Genomic DNA, 18,554 nt, shown 5'->3' on the forward strand with positions numbered 1-18,554 from the left:
TCCTTTTATCAGTTTCTTTTTTCTTTACTTCTTATATTATACTTGATAAAATAGTATTTGTCTAAAGACCTTTCGTCTATAAGGAGAAGGAATATTGAAAAAAATATCTTTTGAACAAGTTGCAAGAAGACGGACCTTATTGTTTGGGGTTCTTGCCGTCATTTTTGGGATTCTCATTTTTCGAAACGGCGTTGGTTTCACCAAATTTTCCTTGGATCTATTAGCCATTTACTTTTTAGTTGATGGACTAGGAAGCTTTCTTCTTCGCTTTTTGTTACGTAGCAAGTCTATTTCCTATAGCCACTCTATTTGGTTTATTTTTCTTTCACTTGCGTTGATCTGGTTGAATCGACTGAGTAGTCTGCCCGTAAACTTAGTTGTGATTTGTTTAGGGGCATATCAGTTGGGGAGTGCCATTGTCTATGGGATCACATTTTGGCTTTATAAGGCCAATCGGGTAAAAGGAGGCTGGCTCTATTTATGGGATGCGCTTTTAAACGGTGGGCTTGGTCTAGCAACTGTCTTGGAACCTGGTTCAGATGGGCACTTCCAATTTATCCTCTTGGGGGCTTATCTGGTCTTGTTGGGGATTTCTAATATTCGAGATGGTATTTTATTTGACAAAGACCAACAAGGCCAAGAGTTAAAACGTCGCTTTCGTATTAGCCTACCGGTTATCTTTGCAGCCTTTATCCCTGCTAAGGAGTTAAAACGGTTTAACCAGTTTCTTCAAAAAGGGAGCTCGGCGGGACACACAGGCCCTTATCGATTGGTGAAAAAAGAAGAAGAGGCAAGGGAATTAGAAATTTTGGTTCATACTTCTGACAGCAACTTATTTGGAGCGATTGGGCATGTAGATATTTGTTATCAGGGGAAGGTCATTTCTTACGGAAGTTACGATCCCTTTTCAGAGCGTCTATTTGGGACGATTGGGGATGGCGTACTGTTTAAAGTGGATAAGGAACCATACATCGAACTATGTAAAAAAGAGAGTCAAAAGACGCTGTTTGGCTACAGCCTATCCCTTACCGAAGAAGAGAATCAGGCAGTAGAGAAGCGTCTAGCTGAAATTGATCAGTTGTTAGAACCTTGGGATCCACCTAGGAGGTTACTGGAAGACGGTCAGCCGACCTACGCTTACAAATTGAAATATGATTTAGGGGCTGAGCTATATAAATTTACTTCTTCGCGTTTTAAATCTTACTTTGTTCTGTCTACTAATTGCTGCCTGTTAGCAGATTCCATTGTGGGACAGGCAGGAACGGCTGTATTAGATGTGCGTGGAGTGATTGCACCAGGGACCTATCAGGATTACTTAGAATACGAATTTGAAGCTCCAAACGGGCGGGTCCATACACGAACAGTATACTAAAAAAAGAAAGACAGATTTTTATTTTTGAAAAATCTGTCTTTTTTGCACAAGATTTCTTGTAAAAAGCCAGAAAATCTTTTACAATAAAAAGTGCTTGGAGGAAAGTATGACAGCAAATCAGATCGTAAGAGTGATCCCAGTCTTGAAAGTGAATAACCGAAATGTCAATCAACGCTTTTATGAAGAGACATTGGGAATGAAAGTATTAGTGGAAGAAGGAGCTCTCCTATCTTTAGGAGATGCCTCAAAAGTAGAAAAAATCGTCTTAGAAGAGTCACCGAGTATGCGTTCGCGTAAGGTCGAAGGTCCAAAGAAATTGGGTCGCATCGTGGTGAAAGTGGCACAAGCTCAAGAAATTGATTATTTGTTGGCCCGCCAGCCAGAAACAAGCGCCCTTTACCAAGGAGCTAATGGTCGCGCCTTTGAAGTTGTGTCTCCTCAAGGAGATACCATTTTCGTGCATGCTGAAGAAAATCTTGAAAGCCTAGAACCGTTGGAGAAAGCGCCTCTTGTTGACGTGCCAGAAGATTTCAAAGGTTTGACGAGCTTTGATGTGGACTTTCTTGAGGTTAATGTGGCCGATTTTGCTGAGGCTGAGAAGTTCTATAGCAGCTTACCAGATCTTGCCCGCTTTATCCATTTGCAGGAAGCCCAAGGAGAAGATCTCCAAGTGGAGAACAAGGTGACCTGGGATTTGAGCATGATCAAGGTCGAATTGGCACCTTTTGATGTGGAAGACTTGAAAGAACGCTTGGGAGAAGCTGTCGATTTTGTGCACCGTAAGGGAACTTTCTTGATTGCCAAGGATCCAAGCCAGATCGAACTCTGGTTTGAAGCCAATCAAGATCAGGTCCATATTTCTTATGAAGAATAAGAATGGAGTGATGAGCGTGAACGCAATCATCGAAAAAATTACCGAACAAATCCAAGAAGGCATCTATCCAGGTGCCTCTCTTGCGCTTTACCGCAATGGTCAGTGGAGTGAGCACTATTTGGGACTTGCGGATCCTGAAAAAGAAGAGCCAGTAGTGGCTGACCTGGTCTATGATTTGGCCAGTGTCAGTAAGGTCGTCGGAGTCGCTACCATCTGTGCCTTTCTGTATGCGAAAGGGGAGCTTGAGCTTGATCGCCCCTTTAAAGAGCTTTACCCGCGTTTTGCTCATGAGAAGACAACCATCCGGGAACTCTTGACCCATACGTCAGGACTTGATCCTTTTATCCCCAACCGGGATCAATTGGATGCGAGACAGTTGAAAACAGCCCTTGAAAATTTGCAGTTAAAAGAAGACAAGAGTTTTCATTACACCGACGTCAATTTTCTTTTGCTGGGCTTTTGGTTAGAAGACAGGTTTCACCAGCCCTTGGATCGCTTATTTGAAGAGTTGATTTTTGCGCCCTGGAAGATGATGGAAACACGGTTTGGACCGGTCGAAAAGGCGGTGCCAACGGTCCGTGGCCTTGCTTCTGGAAGTGTTCATGATCCCAAAGCGAGAGTTCTGGGTCGTCATGCGGGAAGTGCTGGACTTTTTTCAACTGTTGCTGATCTAGAGCGTTTTTTAGAGCATTATCTGAAGGATGATTTTGCGCGTGACTTGTCTCAGAATTTTGCGCGTGAAGAGGGCAAGAACCGCGCTCTTGGATGGAATCTAGAGGGGGACTGGTTGGATCATACGGGCTATACAGGAACCTTCATCATGTACAATCGCAAGAGACAGGAAGCTGTGATCTTTTTGTCCAACCGGACCTATGAGAAGGACGAACGGGCCCAATGGATCCTGGACCGCAACTCTTTGATGGACTTGATCAAACAAGAATTTGAGAAATAGAAATGGAAGGCTAGGATGATGGATCCTGGCCTTTTACGGTCTGTCCGTGAGAAAGAAACTGGTAGGAGATTCATTTTTGAACTCCGTCTTAGGTTGGATTTCCTTCAAAAGCATCGCTTTTTTGGCTGATTTATATTAAAATAGTAATGACCTTAATAGAGCGAGATGAATATGAACAAAGAGATAGGCGTCGGAAGGGCGCATAGTAAAATTATCTTAATTGGAGAGCATGCGGTGGTTTATGGTTATCCGGCTATTGCTTTGCCACTCCATCATATCGAAGTGATCTGCCAGATCGTCCCGGCAGACAGTCCATGGATTTTGTTTGAAGATGACACCTTGTCCATGGCAGTTTTTGCGTCTCTTGAGCACCTCGGGATTCGCGAGGCCCGGATTCGCTGTCGAATTCAGTCCATGGTACCGGAAAAACGGGGGATGGGATCATCTGCAGCAGTGAGTATCGCAGCTATTCGTGCCGTTTTTGACTATTATCAAGAGAAGCTGAATGATGAGACCTTAGAAATCCTGGTCAATCGAGCAGAAACCATTGCCCATATGAATCCAAGTGGGCTTGATGCCAAGACTTGTTTGAGCGATCAAGCCATTAAATTTATCCGAAATGTCGGCTTTTACCCGCTGGAGCTGGGTATAAAAGCGAGCTTGGTGATTGCGGATACGGGGATTCACGGCAATACCCGTGAGGCGATTCAAAAGGTTGAAGCCAAGGGGCAGGAAGTTTTGCCCCATTTCCATGAGATTGGTCAGTTGACTCAGCAGGTGGAAGAGGCTCTGAAAATGAATGATCTAACGAACCTAGGACAGGCTTTGACTACTTGCCATGAGCACTTGAGAGCCGTGGGTGTCAGCTGTGAAAAAGCAGACCATCTGGTCGCCGTTGCCCTTGAAAATGGGGCCTTAGGCGCTAAAATGAGCGGAGGCGGTCTTGGAGGTTGTGTGATTGCCCTCGTCAAGGATTCTCGGGAAGCAGCAACCATTGCCCATGCATTAGAAAAAGAAGGAGCATACCATACATGGATCGAAAACCTGTAAAGGCTAAGTCCTATGCCAATATTGCGATTATCAAATACTGGGGAAAAGAAGATGCCAAACAGATGGTCCCTTCGACCAGTTCGATTTCGTTGACCTTAGAGAATATGTATACAGAGACCCGTCTGTCTCCCTTGCCAGCAGATGCGACTGCGCATGAGTTTTATATCGATGGAAAATTCCAAAATCCAGCTGAACAAGCCAAAATTGGAGCTGTGATTGATAGCTTGAAGCCAGCAAATGAAGCGAGATTTGTTCGGGTGGATACCAGCAACAACATGCCAACCGCAGCAGGCTTGTCCTCTAGCTCGAGCGGCCTCTCTGCTCTTGTCAAGGCTTGCAATCAGTATTATGATTTGGGCTTGAGCCAGGAGGAATTAGCTCAAAAAGCCAAGTTTGCTTCGGGCTCTTCTTCACGGTCTTTCTTTGGACCCTTAGCAGCCTGGGACAAAGAAAGTGGAGAAATTTATAAGGTCAAAACAGACCTGAAACTCGCGATGATCATGCTGGTCCTCAATGACAAGCAAAAGCCCGTTTCCAGCCGGGAAGGGATGAAACGCTGCATGGAGACCTCGACTAATTTCAAAGAATGGATCGAAGAGTCTCGACAAGATTACAAGGATATGCTGGACTATCTAGCTGCCAATAATTTTGAACAGGTCGGTCAGCTGACAGAGCGCAATGCCCTTGCTATGCATGCGACGACTAGAACAGCCACTCCAGCCTTTAGCTACTTGACAGAAGAGAGCCACAAGGCTATGGACTTTGTCCGTGAGCTTCGCGCAGCAGGCCATGCTTGTTACTTTACTATGGATGCAGGGCCAAACGTTAAGGTTCTCTGTTTAGAAGAAGACTTGGATCAGCTGGTGCCTTTATTTAAAGCCCGCTATCGGACCATCGTATCTAAGACAAAGGACCCTCAAGATGAAGACTAAGTATCAGGTACAGACTGGAGGCAAGCTCTATCTAGCTGGAGAATACGCGGTGCTAACGCCTGGCTATGGAGCCGTGATTCAGTTTATTCCCATTTATCTGTCAGCTACCATCCAAGAAGCAACAGCCTACCAGCTAGCCTCAGATCTCTTTGGTTACCAGGTGGATTTGACCCCAAATAAGGACTACGCCTTGATTCAAGAGACCATTCAGCTCATGGAAGAGTGGCTGAAAGATCAGGGAATAACCCCTAAACCCTTTGATCTTCACCTTAGAGGAACACTGGGCGAAGAGGGGAAGAAGTATGGGATTGGTTCCAGCGGAAGTGTGGTCTTGCTCGTGATCAAGGCCATGGCTGCTCTGTATGAGTTAGACTTAAATCCAGATCTGCTCTTTCGACTAGCAACAGTTGTCTTGGTGCAAAGAGGGGACAATGGTTCCATGGGCGATTTGGCTTGTATTGCTTACGAGGACTTGATTTATTACCAATCCTTTGATCGGGCTTGGTTGCATGAAGTATTGACCTCTCAGCCCCTTTCACAAGTTTTAGACCTGGATTGGGACTACCAGATCCGCTCGATCCAGCCAGCCATCGCTTATGATTTTCTGGTTGGTTGGACCAAGGAACCGGCCATTTCAAGTGATTTGATCCGCCAGGTTAAGGGAGCGATCAAGGAAGATTTTCTTCAGGAGAGCCAGAGCGCAGTGAAGAATCTTGAAAAAGGCCTCCGTGAAGGGAATCAAAAAGAAATTGAGACCAGTATCAAACGTGCGGATAAGAACCTAAAGTCTTTGAACCCTTTGATCTATACCCCAGCTCTAAAAGAGCTACAAGAAGCGACAGAGGGCCTTTCTGCCTGTGCCAAATCCAGTGGTGCTGGAGGAGGCGACTGTGGGATCGCCCTTAGTTTTGACCCAGTTGAGACTCAGACCTTGATAGACCGCTGGAAGGAAAAGAATATTGAAGTCATTTACCAAGAAAGGATGGGAGATTCGTGAGCGAAAATCGAAAAGACCAGCATATTCGCTATGCCTTGGAGCAAAGCTCCTCCTATAATAGCTTTGATGAGATCGAGCTGATTCACCGATCCCTCCCCCTTGTGGATCTAGCGGAGATTGATTTGACAACCCATTTCGCAGGGCGTGATTGGGAGGTCCCTTTTTATATCAATGCTATGACAGGCGGGAGTAAACGGGCCAAAGAGATCAATCAAAAGTTGGCAGCAGTAGCCGAAGCCTGTGGGATTCTCTTTGTGACTGGCTCTTACAGCGCAGCACTGAAGGATCCGAACGATCAATCGTATGCGGTCAAAAAAGACCATTCTCATCTTCTTTTAGCAACCAACATTGGCATCGATAAAGAGCCAGATTTGGGCTTGCGGACAGTGGAAGAGCTACACCCCCTCTTTCTTCAAGTCCATGTGAATCTGATGCAAGAGTTGCTCATGCCCGAAGGGGAGCGGATTTTCCACACTTGGAAAGACCATCTCAAGAGCTATGGGCAGGGCTTTCCAGTACCTGTAGTCCTGAAGGAAGTTGGCTTTGGTATGGATCCCAAAACAGTTCAGGCAGCGCTAGATGCTGGGATCAAAACCGTCGATATTTCTGGTCGTGGTGGCACTAGTTTTGCCTATATTGAGAATCGTCGTGGTGGCAATCGCGCTTATCTGGATGATTGGGGACAGTCAACGGCGCAGTGTCTCATACAGTTACAGGATCAGATGGATCAGATTGAGATCCTCGCAAGTGGGGGCATCCGTCATCCCCTTGATATGGTCAAGGCATTAGTCCTTGGAGCGCGTGGCGTAGGACTTTCCCGTGTTTTTCTTGAGATGGTAGAGACTAAGAGCATTGAAGAAGTAATCGTCCTTGTCCAAGGATGGAAAGAAGACCTAAGATTGCTCCTTTGTGCGCTCGGTTGTCAGAACCTGAAAGAGCTCCGTGAAGTCGACTATCTCCTCTATGGAAAGTTGTGGCAAGCTCAGCAACAGAAAAAATGAAGAAAAATCATTTTAGAAACTTTCCTTAGGTGAGTACGGAGGTTAGGTGAAATTATCCAGTGGATGATTTCAGCAATCCAGGAAGTTCCATGACTAATTAAGATACAAAGGGCTTCTACGGATAAAGTCAAAATAGGAAGTTTGACGCAGAATCTTTCGATTCTAGGAGAACTTATCTTTTTGACACAATCCGTAGCCCGTGTTCAATTAGTTTTGAACCTAAGGTTTCAAAACTCCCGAGTGCCTGAAACAAAAACATTTCAGGCACTTTTCTCACGGCGGAAAGTTTTCGTATATTATTATTCATTTTGAAAATTAGAACTCTTTTATAGTTCTTTGAAGAATCACTTAACTTATTTTACTTAAAAATTAGTTCCTATTCGTTTAGGATTGGCAAAATAAGCCAATTCTTTCTTTTTTTTGAAAAAGTGTTCTCCTCAAAAATTCTGATAGTTTACGAATCGTTTACGGTTGATGGAATCGCTTGCAAAATAGGCTTGTAAAAGAGTATACTAAATAAGGAAAAACATTTTTAAAAGGAGTTTAGGATGAAGAAGCACTATTTTCGATCAGCTGTAGCAGCCTTGCTTCCGCTTTTGTTGATTGCTCAACCTGTTGAGGCTTGTACAGGGTTCATCATCGGGAAGAAACTGACTGCCGATGGTTCGACCTTGGTAGGGCGTACCGAAGATTTAGAACCCAACCATAATAAAAATTTTGTGGTTAGAGAGCGTGTCTACAATAAAAAGGGAGCCATCTTTGAAGATGCTGCCAACGGTTTTCAATATCCCTTGCCAGAGATTAGCTATAAGTATACAGCGGTCCCAGATGTCACCCCAGATCAAGGAATTTTTGACGAAGCAGGCTTCAATGAATATGGGGTTTCCATTTCTGCCACTGTATCTGCTTCAGCAAATGACAAAATCCAAAAAGTGGATCCCTATGTCAAGGATGGCCTCGCAGAATCGGGCTTGACCAGTATTGTTCTCCCTAGTGTGAAAACCGCAAGAGAAGGGGTCGAACTCATTGCTAAAATCGTCGAAGAAAAAGGCGCAGCAGAAGGAAATATTGTGACCATTGCCGATAAAGAAGGCGTCTGGTATATGGAAATCCTATCTGGCCATCAATATGCGGCGATTCTCTTCCCAGAGGATCGATTTGCGGTCTTTCCAAATACCTTCTTCTTAGGGCATGTCGATCTGTCAGATACCGAACGCACGATCGCCTCAAAAGATCTTGAAAAAGTCGCCAAAGAAGCCAATAGCTATAAGGAAGTGGACGGAAAATTCCACGTTTCTCAATCCTATAATCCGCCTTTGCAAGAAGCAGATCGCTCTCGGGTTTGGTCGGGAATCAAATCGCTAGACCCAAGCTCTCCTGTTAAATATGACGATGCGTCCTTTGACCTTCTTCATACAACCGATCGAAAATTAACCCTCCGCGATGCCATGAATCTCCAACGCAATCGTTTGGAAGGAACCAAATATAAACCACAGGATCAAATGGAGCTGGATGGAAAAGGCATTCCGAAAAAAGGGGAGTTTGATGCGGTTTATAAATACCCTATTTCCAATCCAAATGTCATGGAGGCCCATATTTTCCAACTGAAAGATGAGGTCCCAGCGAGTGCAGGTGGAGGCACCATGTGGCTGTCGATGGGCAGTCCACGAAATGCTCCGTACCTACCCTACTATGGCAATATTCTCAACACCTATCAAGCCTACCAAGAATTAGGGGATCATTACAATGATCGCTCTTGGTATTGGACAATTTCAAGAATCAATGACCTTGTGGCCAAGTATCCAGATTTATTCGAAGATGGGGCGATTCGTACTGAAATGGAACGATTGGAGTCTCAGTGGATGGTCGAACAAGATCTGAGTGATAAGGAACAAATCGCTCTTGCTTCTCAGCCTGAAGAAGCGAGTGAGAAGGCAACAGAGGAAAGCTTGGCAAGAGCTAAGAAGACCTTCGAACGCTTGCAAGAAATCAGAAAAGAAGCAGAACAAAAGGTAGCAGATGAACACGGGAAAAGTGCCCTGCAAGATCTAGATGATGAAGAAGATGCTGCTTATGAAGAAAAGATTGATCTCGTTGATTTTGACTATGATTACATTCTAGCAGCAGGCTTATTCGGGGCAACCCTTCTAGCGATTGTGATCTACTTGATTCGCTCAAAGAAACAAAAGGGAGGAAAACAAGATGACTAAAATTCAAAGAGCCTCGATCTATCTTTTTCTACTGTTTGCAGGAATTGGCTTGGAGTTTGAACTCGGTCATCTTTCTCAACAAGAATTTAGCCAGTCTGCAGGCAGAGACTTGGTCTTAAACTTGTCTGTCTTAGCTGCTATTATTATCCCGCTCTATCTCTTTTCAAAACGATTGGCCAAGCAGTTGTCTGTCCCAACTTATGTCTTATGGATTGCCATGTTTGGAGGAGCCTTCGTAGCAGGCTGGTTGAGCTTTTCAGGCAATAGCTTGATTGATATTATAAATAGCCATGTGATCAAGGATGCCACTGTCTTTAACAAGTGGACCGATGCCTTGACGGCCCCATTTTCAGAGGAATTCTTTAAGGCTCTAGTTGCCTTTTGGGTTGTCTTGATGGTTGGCAAGAAAGATCTAAAAGCGATTCTAATTGCAGGCTTGGGCTCTGGCTTTGGTTTTCAAATCATTGAGGATTTAGGATACGTTGCCCGCCAAACCAAAACCAGCCAATTAGCCGCTGTCACTGAGGCCATCAACCGGATCTCTGGTGGATTAGCTTCACATGCCCTCTATACAGCTGTTGTATCAGTTGGTGTCTTCCTTTTGTTGTCTCAAGTGACCCAGCAAAAGGAAAAACTCTTTGGGCTCTGGTGTGTTCTCTCGACAGTAGCCAATCACTTCTTATGGAACTCTCCGTTTTATGAAACAGACCATCGGATTAATCTTCTCGTCGGACTGCTCTTTGCCGTCCAAGTAGGGACCTTTATCGAAGTGGTGCTCTATACCAAGAAACATCCCGAGTTGCCATTTTTAAAACAATAAGAAAATTTTTTCAAACACAAAAGAACTAAGACGTGGGTCTTAGTTCTTTTATTTTCTCAATTCTTGTAAGAGTGTTTGTGCCTTTTCTAAATTAAAGGGTTTGTTTTCAAGGAGTTGGCTGACCAATCGGGGAACTTCCTCTTCCTTAGCTCCTGCTAGAAGGGCTAGGGAGCGTGCTTGGAGTTTCATATGTCCTGCTTGGATCCCTGTAGTCACTAAGGCTTTCAAGGCAGCGAAATTCTGTGCTAAACCGAGAGAAGCGATGATACCTGCTAATTCAATAGCAGAAGGCTCTCCTAGCAAACGGTGGCTGACTTGAACTGTTGGGTTGAGGCCAATCGAGCCTCCTTTTGTCGCAACCGGCATTGGTAGGGTGATCTCTCCATAGAGTTTTTTCTCTTCCGGATGACTTGTCCAGTGACTCAAACCCTTGTAAGAACCACTTTGTGCAGCATAGGCATGGGCTCCTGCTTCGATGGCCCGCCAGTCATTACCTGTCGCAAGGACCAGGGCATCAATCCCGTTAAAAATTCCCTTGTTATGTGTGGCTGCACGGTAAGGATCCACTTTAGCCAGTTGGCTAGCTAGCTCCATTCGGTGGGCAATCTCAATGGCTTCTTCAGGATTTCGACTCAGTGCTTTAAAATCGATGGCACACCGTGCACTCACCAAAGAGCGCGTGGCTAAGTTGGATAAAATCGCCATTAAGGCCTGTCCACCAGAGAGTTCTTGGATGCGATCGGTCAGCGCTTCCAGCATCGTGTTGAGCATATTGGCCCCCATGGCTTCTTTAGGGTCAACCGCCAAGTAGACAATAAGAAAGTCTCCCTTGTTTTCGACCCAAAGATCCCTCGCTCCACCTCCACGCTTGACGATAGAAGGATAGGCTTCATTAGCCAACTGAAGAAGGGTTTCCTTGTCCTCTAGGATGCGCTTGGTAGCCATTTCTACATCCTTAACATCTGACAGAGCAATCTCACCGATCATTTGGCGCTGGTGCACCTGGGTGGTGAACCCCCCCGAACGTTGAATGAGCTTGGCAGCAAAGCTGGCAGCCGCGACCACGGATGGTTCTTCTGTGACCATGGGAAGGACATAGTCACGACCATTGATCAGGAAATAAGGAGCAAGGCTAAAAGGCAAGTCAAAAGTCGACAAGACATTTTCCGTCAATTGATCTGCAATAGAAAGGGGAAGTCCCTTTTGTTCTTTTAAGATCTGTGCTTCATCCCAAGTTAAGAGGCCTTCCTTCAGTAAGGCCTCTATGCGTTCTGTGGGCGAAAGTTTTGCAAAACCTGGTAATCGTGCCATTATTTTTCTACTTTCTGATAAATGCGTTGGTGTTCCTTGATCTCTGTCAAAGCAAAAGTTTGATGCGTAGCAGGTTCAAATACTTGATTGCCACTAGGGTCTAGATCTACTTCCTCATAAAAGAGTCGTTCGTAGTCAGCAACACTAAGAACCGTGCGTTGGTCCAGTTTTTCCATGCGTTTGTGATCTAAGAGTTGCTCAAAACCAGGAACAAGGTTGGCACTAAAGATCTCAGCAACCGCTCCACTTCCATAGCTAAAGAGGGCGATTCGGTCCCCAGTTTTTAGTTGGGGGTCATTTTCCAGTAGTGACAGCAAGCCTAGGAAAAGAGATCCAGTGTAGATATTTCCCACGCGTTGGCTGTATAGAATCGATTGATCAAAGTTGTATTGTAATTGATCTTTTTTCTCTTCTGATACTGACTTATCCAAGATTTTTTTCAAGCCCTTGAGAGCTAATTTCGGATAAGGCAGGTGGAAGCAGACAGCTGCAAAGTCTGTCAAGGCAAGGCCAGTTCGTTTCTGGTATTCCGCCCAGGTTGTTTTCAGAGAATCTAGATATTGTTGCGTTGAATAAATCCCATTCACAAAGGGAGTTGTTGCATAATTTGGACGCCAAAAATCCATGACATCGCGTGTTTGGGCAACATTGTCATCGTTAAAAGATAGAATACGAGGATTTTGGCTGATCAGCATAGCAACCGCTCCAGCCCCCTGTGTTGGTTCTCCAGGAGTTCCAATTCCATATTTAGCAATGTCACTGGCAATGACCAAAACCTTACTCTGAGGGAATTTTTCAACATGGAGTTTAGCATAATCCAAGGCAGCAGTCGCAGCATAACAGGCTTCTTTCATCTCAAAAGAGCGAGCGAAAGGCTGGATGTCTAGTAAGCCATGGACAAAAACAGCAGCAGCCTTACTCTGGTCAATTCCAGATTCTGTCGCAAGAATCACCATGTCGATCGCTTCTTTATCTTCGTCTGTTAAAATATCATCTGCTGCAGTAGCAGCCAATGTGACGATGTCTTCTGTGATCGGTGCAACACTTTGTTCTTTTAAGAGAAGACCCTTGCTCAGTTTTTCGGGATCAGTATCACGAGCAGCGGCCAAATCTTCTAAACGCAAGACATAAGGGCTCGTCGCAAAACCAATCTTATCAATCCCAATTGTCATTCTTAACCTCTTTTTTATTTGATATCTACTAGTATATTTCGTTACTATTTTACCATATTTAAGGGTAAAACTCCTTTGAAAAAGCTAGATCAGCAAGGAAATCATTCTCGGGACCGATTATGCAATGTTTCAAAGAAAAAATAGAGAATCTATAAGAAAAAGTCATCCTCAGATGACTATTCAAATCTTATGCTTAGCTATCTTTTTTAGGGTTACTCATGACCCGTATGAAGAGTTCTTTGCATTTATCTTTTAGAACTTTTTCGTAGAAGACGAGTATAGCGATGTTCACAATCATAAAGTTCAAGGTCAGATAGAACAAGTCAAATGAATTGCGGGCATAATCAGTCGCTAATAGATAGGAGGAGAGGGCTCCTAGAATCATATAAGGAAGATACTTGATATACTTCTTTATCATCATACAGCACCTCGCATACTTTAAAGGATTTGTTTTTTTCATTATCATTGTACTCCTTTTGAGTGAAAATGCAAGCGATTACATAGATAAGTTTTGAAAAACCAATGCTAGTTGGCATTGGTCATTTTTCTTTTTTGATGGCGTTGGTAAGAATGGTAGAGTTTCAAGACAACGGAGCCGCTAGCCATCCCGATGGAGATCACCAAGGCCAGAATAACCACCAGGGTAACACTGGTCACTGCCTGGCGATATTGGCCACTGACAAAGAAGGAAGTGGTCCGATAGGAAATATATCCAGGAACTAAGGGCGCGAGAATGGACAGCATAAAGACCACGACAGGCGTCTTGAGAATGATACTTAAAATCTGACTGATACAGGAGCCGACAATGGCTGCGATAAAGGTCGCAACGATGACATTGGTAGGCCCTTTCAGGATATAGTAAAGTAGCCAGATGCCCATACCGAGGATTCCTCCAGGAATCAACATGGAGCGTTGCACATTTAGGACGATTAAAAAGGTGATGATGGCAATCAAACTGGCCACCGCTTGGATTAAAAATTCAGTTAGGTTCATGATTTTATTTCATAAGGACGAGGGCAACGGTTGTACCGGCACCAAGTGCAAGAGTAATGAGGAGAGTTTCAAAGAGTTTGCTCATCCCAGAGTTGAGGTGGTAATTCATCAGATCGCGGACGGCATTGGTCATGGCGATTCCAGGAACGAAGGGCATGACACAGCCTGCGATAATGAGATCGGTATTGGAAGGAAAACCACTATAGCGCGTCCAGATATGGGCCAAAAAACCAAAGACAAAGGCGGCCGCAAAGGCAGTGGCAAAGGGGATGCGAACGTATTTCTCAACGACAAGAGAAAAAGCAAAGGCAAAGACAGTCGCAATACCTGCTCCAATCGCATCATAGAAATTTCCCCCAAACATGATGGAGAAGAAAGGTGCACTGAGGGTTGCCGCAATGGTCAACTGGAGATTGGTATAAGGAACGCGCTTATTTTTCAACTCGCTCAGGGCCTGGTAGGCTTGCTCGAGATCTATCTCTCCAGAGACGAGTTGACGAGAGATCTGATTGACATCACAGACCTTTTCAATATTGTAATTAGTCCGCAAGATCCGTTTCATGCGCGTGACATTGGCATTCTCAATTGAAAAGAAAATAGCGACTGGCATCGCTAAAACATTGCAATCGACGATTCCCTGTGAATGGGCGATCCGGATCATGGTATCTTCGACCCGGTGAATCTCAGAACCGCTCTCTATCAGGAGGGTTCCAGCTAACATCAGGACGTCGATCACTTGGTTGATCTGTTTTGACTCTTCCATAATATCCTTCTTACTAAATAATCTGTTTCTATTATAGCAAAAAAGGACGAGAGACAGAACTAAAATTTGACAATTCTAGTTTGTTTCTTATCCTTTCTGAATTCGTTTAGAATAGCTATTGTTTAGGCTTATCATTCGCTAACTCGGGTGGTGGTGTTGCACGGTGCTATCCTGGACGAGAAGGGTTGCTAAAAAGATCAGTGCAATCAGGATAAAGAGCCAAATAATAGCGAAAATAAATGTTAAAAACATAGGATCACCCCTTCTATATTATTTACAGCTCTACTATAACACTTGGAGAAAGCGCTGTCAAACTCTATATAGTAGGCTCTTAAACTCTTTCAAAATTCAGAATACTCTTGCGATGGGGATGAAAAAACCAGCCGTTTCCGACTGGTTTTTAAGATCTATTTGAATCTTAGTTCAAGGCATCATCCATTGAAAGAACTTCGTGGAAGACACGTTGTGTCAATTCAGTTTTTTGTTCTGGAGTGAGGTATTTAGTGTTTACACAGTATCCAGAGATACGAACGATAACGTCTTCACCTGACATGATCTTTTCGTAAACATCGTTCAAGTCCATAACGTTCAAGTTAACGTGTTGTCCACCGTTTTCGAAGTATCCGTCAAGGATGGTTACCAAGTTATCAACTTGTTCGTCACGAGTTTTACCAAGAGCACGTGGTGAAACTTGAGTCGTCAATGAGATACCGTCAGCTGCATAACCAAAGTCAAGGCTAGCAAGTGAGTTCAAGTTTTGCAACCATCCACCTTTAGCTTTGTTAGATGGGTTAGCACCTGGTGAGAAGAATTCCAATTTAGACAAGTTCACAGAACCATCTTCGTTGAGGTATACCCCTTTGTGGACTGGAGAGTTACCAGTTTGTTTAGAGTAAGCAACGTTAGAAGTGATGGTAAGAAGTGAAACAGTTGCTTCAGCGTTCTTGTAAAGTTTGTGGCTGCGAAGACGAGTAGTGTAAGCTTCGATCAACCATTCTGCCAATTCGTTAGAACGTGGGTCATCTTCACCCCAACGTGGGTATTCACCGATTGTTTCGTAGTCGTAGATGTAGCCATCTTCGTCACGGATTGGTTTAACAGTAGCGTATTTGATTGCTGACAATGTATCAACAGTGTTGGCAAATCCACAGATACCGAATCCCATGTTAGCGCGTTGGTGAGTTGGCAAGAAGGCCATTTGAACAGCTTCGTAGTTGTACTTATCAGTCATGTAGTGGATGATGTTCAAAGCATCTACGTAAGTGTCTGTCAACCAGTCAAGAGATTTTTCGAAGTTTGCTTTAACAGATTCGAATTCAAGAACTTCGTCACGGATTGGATCGATGTCAAATACTTTGTAGTCTTTATGAACATCGTCGTAACCACCGTTCAAACCAGTAAGAAGAGCTTTAAGCACGTTAACACGAGCACCGAAGTATTGGATGTTGTGGCGTTGTTCTTCGTTTTCTGGGTCAAGTGGAGATACACAACATGAGATACAGCTCATTTCACCGTATCCGTCTTTGGCCATTGTTGTTACACCTTCGTATTGGATAGAAGAGTGTTTGTGGCTCATGTGCATACAGTAGCGACGGAAGCTATATGGCAATTTGTCAGTCCAAAGAACTGTCAAGTTTGGTTCTGGAGAGTTACCGATGTTGTCCAAAGTGTTCAAGAAACGGTAGTCCATTTTAGTAACACGGTGACGTCCGTCGTTACCCATACCAGCCATAGAAGTTGTGATGAAGGTTGGGTCACCTGAGTACAATTGGTCGTAAGCTTTTGTACGAGCAAATTTAACAGTACGCAATTTCATAACGAAATCGTCAACGAATTCTTGGATTTCTGATTCAGTGTAAGTACCACGAGCCAAGTCACGTTCAGCGTAGATATCAAGAACGATTGGCACACGTCCAAGAGAAGTAGCAGCACCGTTGATCACACGGCAGACAGCCATGAAGGCGATGTTTGTCCATTGGATCGCTTCTTTTGTATCAAAGGCAGGACGACGTACGTCTACACCATAAAGGTCACCCAATTTAACAACTTCTTGAAGTGCTTGGTATTGAAGGTTTACTTCTTCACGAAGACGGATTGATTCTTCATCGATTTCAGTAATAGAGTTCCAGTCGTTTGCTTTTTCAGCCATCAAGTAGTCAGCCCCGTAAAGAGCCAAACGAGCATAAACCCCGATGATACGTCCACGAGAGTAAGCATCTGGAAGACCAGTTACAGTGTGAGCGTGACGAGCACGACGGATGTTAGAAGTGTAAGCGCGGAAGATACCGTCGTTTACAGTTGTAACGTATTTTGTGAAGATTTCATGAACTGCAGGATCTGGTTCGTATCCATTTTCTTTCAAAGTAGTTTCCGCCATACGGATACCACCACGAGGCATGAAGTTCAATTTGAACAATTCATCATTTTGGATACCGAAGATGACTTCGTTTTCTTTGTCGATATATCCAGCTGCGATATCAGCGATAGATGTTGGACGGTTATCGTATGGGAAACGAGTTTCTTCGTAATGAGCTTTTGTTTCTTCAACAATCTTTTTGATGTGAAGAGAACGTTCAGTTGGACCAGCTAGGAAGCTTTCATCGCCATCATAAGGTGTGTAGTTAGCTTGAACGAAGCGAGAAACGCTTGCTTTTTCTTTCCAATCTTCACCTTTGAAGCCTTCCCAGGCTTTGTCAAAAATATCTTGTGCTTCAACGACTGTTTTAACAACCATTTTTATTTTCCTCTATTGTCTTTCTAGCAACTATATCTGTTGCACTTACAATAGTAGTATACCATACAGAAACCGGTTACACAAAGACAAATTGCGAAAAATAGCAGATTCTTTTATAATACAGTTTCAATTCTTCTGGGATACTGTACTACATTTTTGAAAATGAACATGAATTTCCATCAATTTTCATGTTTTTAGGAAGGGCCGATTTTTGCAATTCTAAAATTTTCTTCTTATAATAGAAAAAAGGAGGGTGAAAAATGCTGATATTTCCATTGGTGAATGATACGAGTCGCAAGATTATTCATATTGATATGGATGCATTTTTTGCTGCGGTCGAAGAAAGAGATAACCCTAGTTTAAAGGGGAAGCCTGTCGTAATTGGCCAGGACCCTCGTCAATCAGGAGGGAGAGGTGTGGTCTCGACCTGTAACTATGAAGCACGGAAATATGGGATTCATTCGGCCATGAGTTCCAAGGAAGCGCTGGACCTTTGTCCCCAAGCGATTTTTATCTCTGGAAATTATGAAAAATACCGAGAAGTGGGCGAGCAGGTTCGTGAGATTTTCAAGCGCTATACAGATCTGATCGAGCCTATGAGTATTGACGAAGCCTATCTAGATGTGACGGAAAATAAAATCCAGAGCAAATCAGCTGTCAAGATTGCCCGCTTGATTCAGCATGCGATCTGGGAAGAGCTGCATCTCACAGCTTCAGCGGGTGTCTCTTATAATAAGTTTTTGGCCAAGATGGCAAGTGACTACCAAAAGCCCCGTGGCCTAACTGTGGTCTTGCCGGAGGATGCCGAGGATTTCCTGAGCCAGATGGACATTGCCAAATTTCACGGGGTAGGAAAGAAGACAGTGGAGCGGCTGCATGAGATGGGGGTCTATACTGGCGCGGATCTTTTAGCCATCCCGGAGATGACTTTGATTGATCGATTTGGACGCTTTGGCTATGATCTCTTTCGTAAGGCGCGAGGCATTCACAATAGCCCTGTCAAGAACCATCGCATCCGCAAGTCGATCGGAAAAGAGCGGACCTACCGCAAGCTACTCTATGCTGAAGATGATATTTTAGAAGAAATTGCCAATCTGTCCAGTAAGGTGGCCCAATCGCTGGAAAAACACGGCAAGCAAGGGAAAACCTTGGTCTTAAAAGTGCGCTATGGAGACTTCACCACCCTGACCAAGCGGATGACATTGACGGAGCCAACACGAGAGGCTGAGCGGATCAATCGTTCCGCCCGACATATTTTTCAAGAAATCGAATCGATAAATACAGGAATCCGTCTCTTGGGTGTCACCATGACCAATTTCATCGATCATACTGAGCTGCCTTTGGTGGAAGAAAAAGAAAACGACTAGTTTGTT

General features: G+C 44.1%; 16 protein-coding genes. 10 read left to right on the forward strand and 6 right to left on the reverse strand.

From position 1 onward, the window contains the following. Positions 1–94 precede the first annotated feature (94 nt). The 9 genes from O3602_RS04525 (at position 95) to O3602_RS04565 (ending at position 10,208) form a co-directional block, all read left to right on the forward strand. Entirely contained in the window at positions 95–1,372 is a 1,278-nt protein-coding gene (locus O3602_RS04525; protein WP_023919173.1) for an HdeD family acid-resistance protein, read from the forward strand. Between the two features lie 106 nt (positions 1,373–1,478). Further along, the gene (locus O3602_RS04530) at positions 1,479–2,246 is read left to right on the forward strand and encodes a CppA N-terminal domain-containing protein (protein WP_201037190.1); all 768 of its coding nucleotides are present in this window, start codon (positions 1,479–1,481) and stop codon (positions 2,244–2,246) included. A 10-nt stretch (positions 2,247–2,256) separates the two neighbouring features. Next, positions 2,257–3,198, forward strand: a complete 942-nt coding sequence (locus O3602_RS04535; protein WP_371611231.1) for a serine hydrolase domain-containing protein — start codon at positions 2,257–2,259, stop codon at positions 3,196–3,198. A gap of 171 nt (positions 3,199–3,369) precedes the next feature. Next, positions 3,370–4,248, forward strand: a complete 879-nt coding sequence (mvk, locus tag O3602_RS04540) for a mevalonate kinase (protein WP_371611232.1) — start codon at positions 3,370–3,372, stop codon at positions 4,246–4,248. Beyond that, entirely contained in the window at positions 4,230–5,180 is a 951-nt protein-coding gene (gene mvaD, locus O3602_RS04545; protein ID WP_371611233.1) for a diphosphomevalonate decarboxylase, read from the forward strand. Before mvk ends, mvaD begins: the two co-directional genes overlap by 19 nt. Then, entirely contained in the window at positions 5,170–6,177 is a 1,008-nt protein-coding gene (locus O3602_RS04550; protein ID WP_118396437.1) for a phosphomevalonate kinase, read from the forward strand. Before mvaD ends, O3602_RS04550 begins: the two co-directional genes overlap by 11 nt. After that, positions 6,174–7,178, forward strand: coding sequence for a type 2 isopentenyl-diphosphate Delta-isomerase (gene fni / locus O3602_RS04555; protein ID WP_118396439.1), 1,005 nt, complete (start codon positions 6,174–6,176; stop codon positions 7,176–7,178). Before O3602_RS04550 ends, fni begins: the two co-directional genes overlap by 4 nt. A 548-nt stretch (positions 7,179–7,726) precedes the next feature. Beyond that, the gene (locus O3602_RS04560; protein ID WP_371611234.1) at positions 7,727–9,388 is read left to right on the forward strand and encodes a C69 family dipeptidase; all 1,662 of its coding nucleotides are present in this window, start codon (positions 7,727–7,729) and stop codon (positions 9,386–9,388) included. Beyond that, on the forward strand, positions 9,381–10,208 hold the full coding sequence (locus O3602_RS04565) for a PrsW family glutamic-type intramembrane protease (protein WP_155167281.1): 828 nt from the start codon (positions 9,381–9,383) through the stop codon (positions 10,206–10,208). The genes O3602_RS04560 and O3602_RS04565 overlap by 8 nt, the downstream gene beginning before the upstream one ends. Before the next feature lie 48 nt (positions 10,209–10,256). Here the strand turns inward: O3602_RS04565 and O3602_RS04570 are convergent, their stop codons facing one another. From O3602_RS04570 to pflB, 6 genes are all read right to left on the reverse strand, one after another. Next, on the reverse strand, positions 10,257–11,519 hold the full coding sequence (locus O3602_RS04570; protein ID WP_155167283.1) for a hydroxymethylglutaryl-CoA reductase, degradative: 1,263 nt from the start codon (positions 11,517–11,519) through the stop codon (positions 10,257–10,259). After that, positions 11,519–12,691: a hydroxymethylglutaryl-CoA synthase gene (locus tag O3602_RS04575; RefSeq protein ID WP_371611235.1), complete on the reverse strand. Its 1,173-nt coding sequence runs from the start codon at positions 12,689–12,691 to the stop codon at positions 11,519–11,521. The genes O3602_RS04570 and O3602_RS04575 overlap by 1 nt, the downstream gene beginning before the upstream one ends. Before the next feature lie 193 nt (positions 12,692–12,884). Further along, positions 12,885–13,109, reverse strand: a complete 225-nt coding sequence (locus O3602_RS04580) for a hypothetical protein (protein ID WP_371611236.1) — start codon at positions 13,107–13,109, stop codon at positions 12,885–12,887. A gap of 107 nt (positions 13,110–13,216) precedes the next feature. Then, the gene (locus tag O3602_RS04585; protein WP_003005049.1) at positions 13,217–13,684 is read right to left on the reverse strand and encodes a threonine/serine exporter family protein; all 468 of its coding nucleotides are present in this window, start codon (positions 13,682–13,684) and stop codon (positions 13,217–13,219) included. A gap of 4 nt (positions 13,685–13,688) precedes the next feature. Then, a complete protein-coding gene (locus O3602_RS04590; RefSeq protein WP_003013402.1) occupies positions 13,689–14,447 on the reverse strand; it encodes a threonine/serine exporter family protein in 759 nt (252 codons plus the stop codon). Between the two features lie 418 nt (positions 14,448–14,865). Next, positions 14,866–17,181 carry a formate C-acetyltransferase gene (gene pflB, locus O3602_RS04595; protein WP_003013174.1) on the reverse strand — a complete coding sequence of 772 codons (2,316 nt, stop codon included), beginning with the start codon at positions 17,179–17,181 and terminating at the stop codon, positions 14,866–14,868. A 260-nt stretch (positions 17,182–17,441) separates the two neighbouring features. On the opposite strand from pflB, the gene dinB reads away from it, so the two are divergent. Beyond that, positions 17,442–18,548, forward strand: coding sequence for a DNA polymerase IV (gene dinB / locus O3602_RS04600; protein ID WP_320911155.1), 1,107 nt, complete (start codon positions 17,442–17,444; stop codon positions 18,546–18,548). Positions 18,549–18,554: the final 6 nt, after the last annotated feature.

Source organism: Streptococcus sp. 27098_8_186, assembly GCF_041432055.1.
GTDB classification, from domain to species: Bacteria; Bacillota; Bacilli; order Lactobacillales; family Streptococcaceae; genus Streptococcus; species Streptococcus dentalis.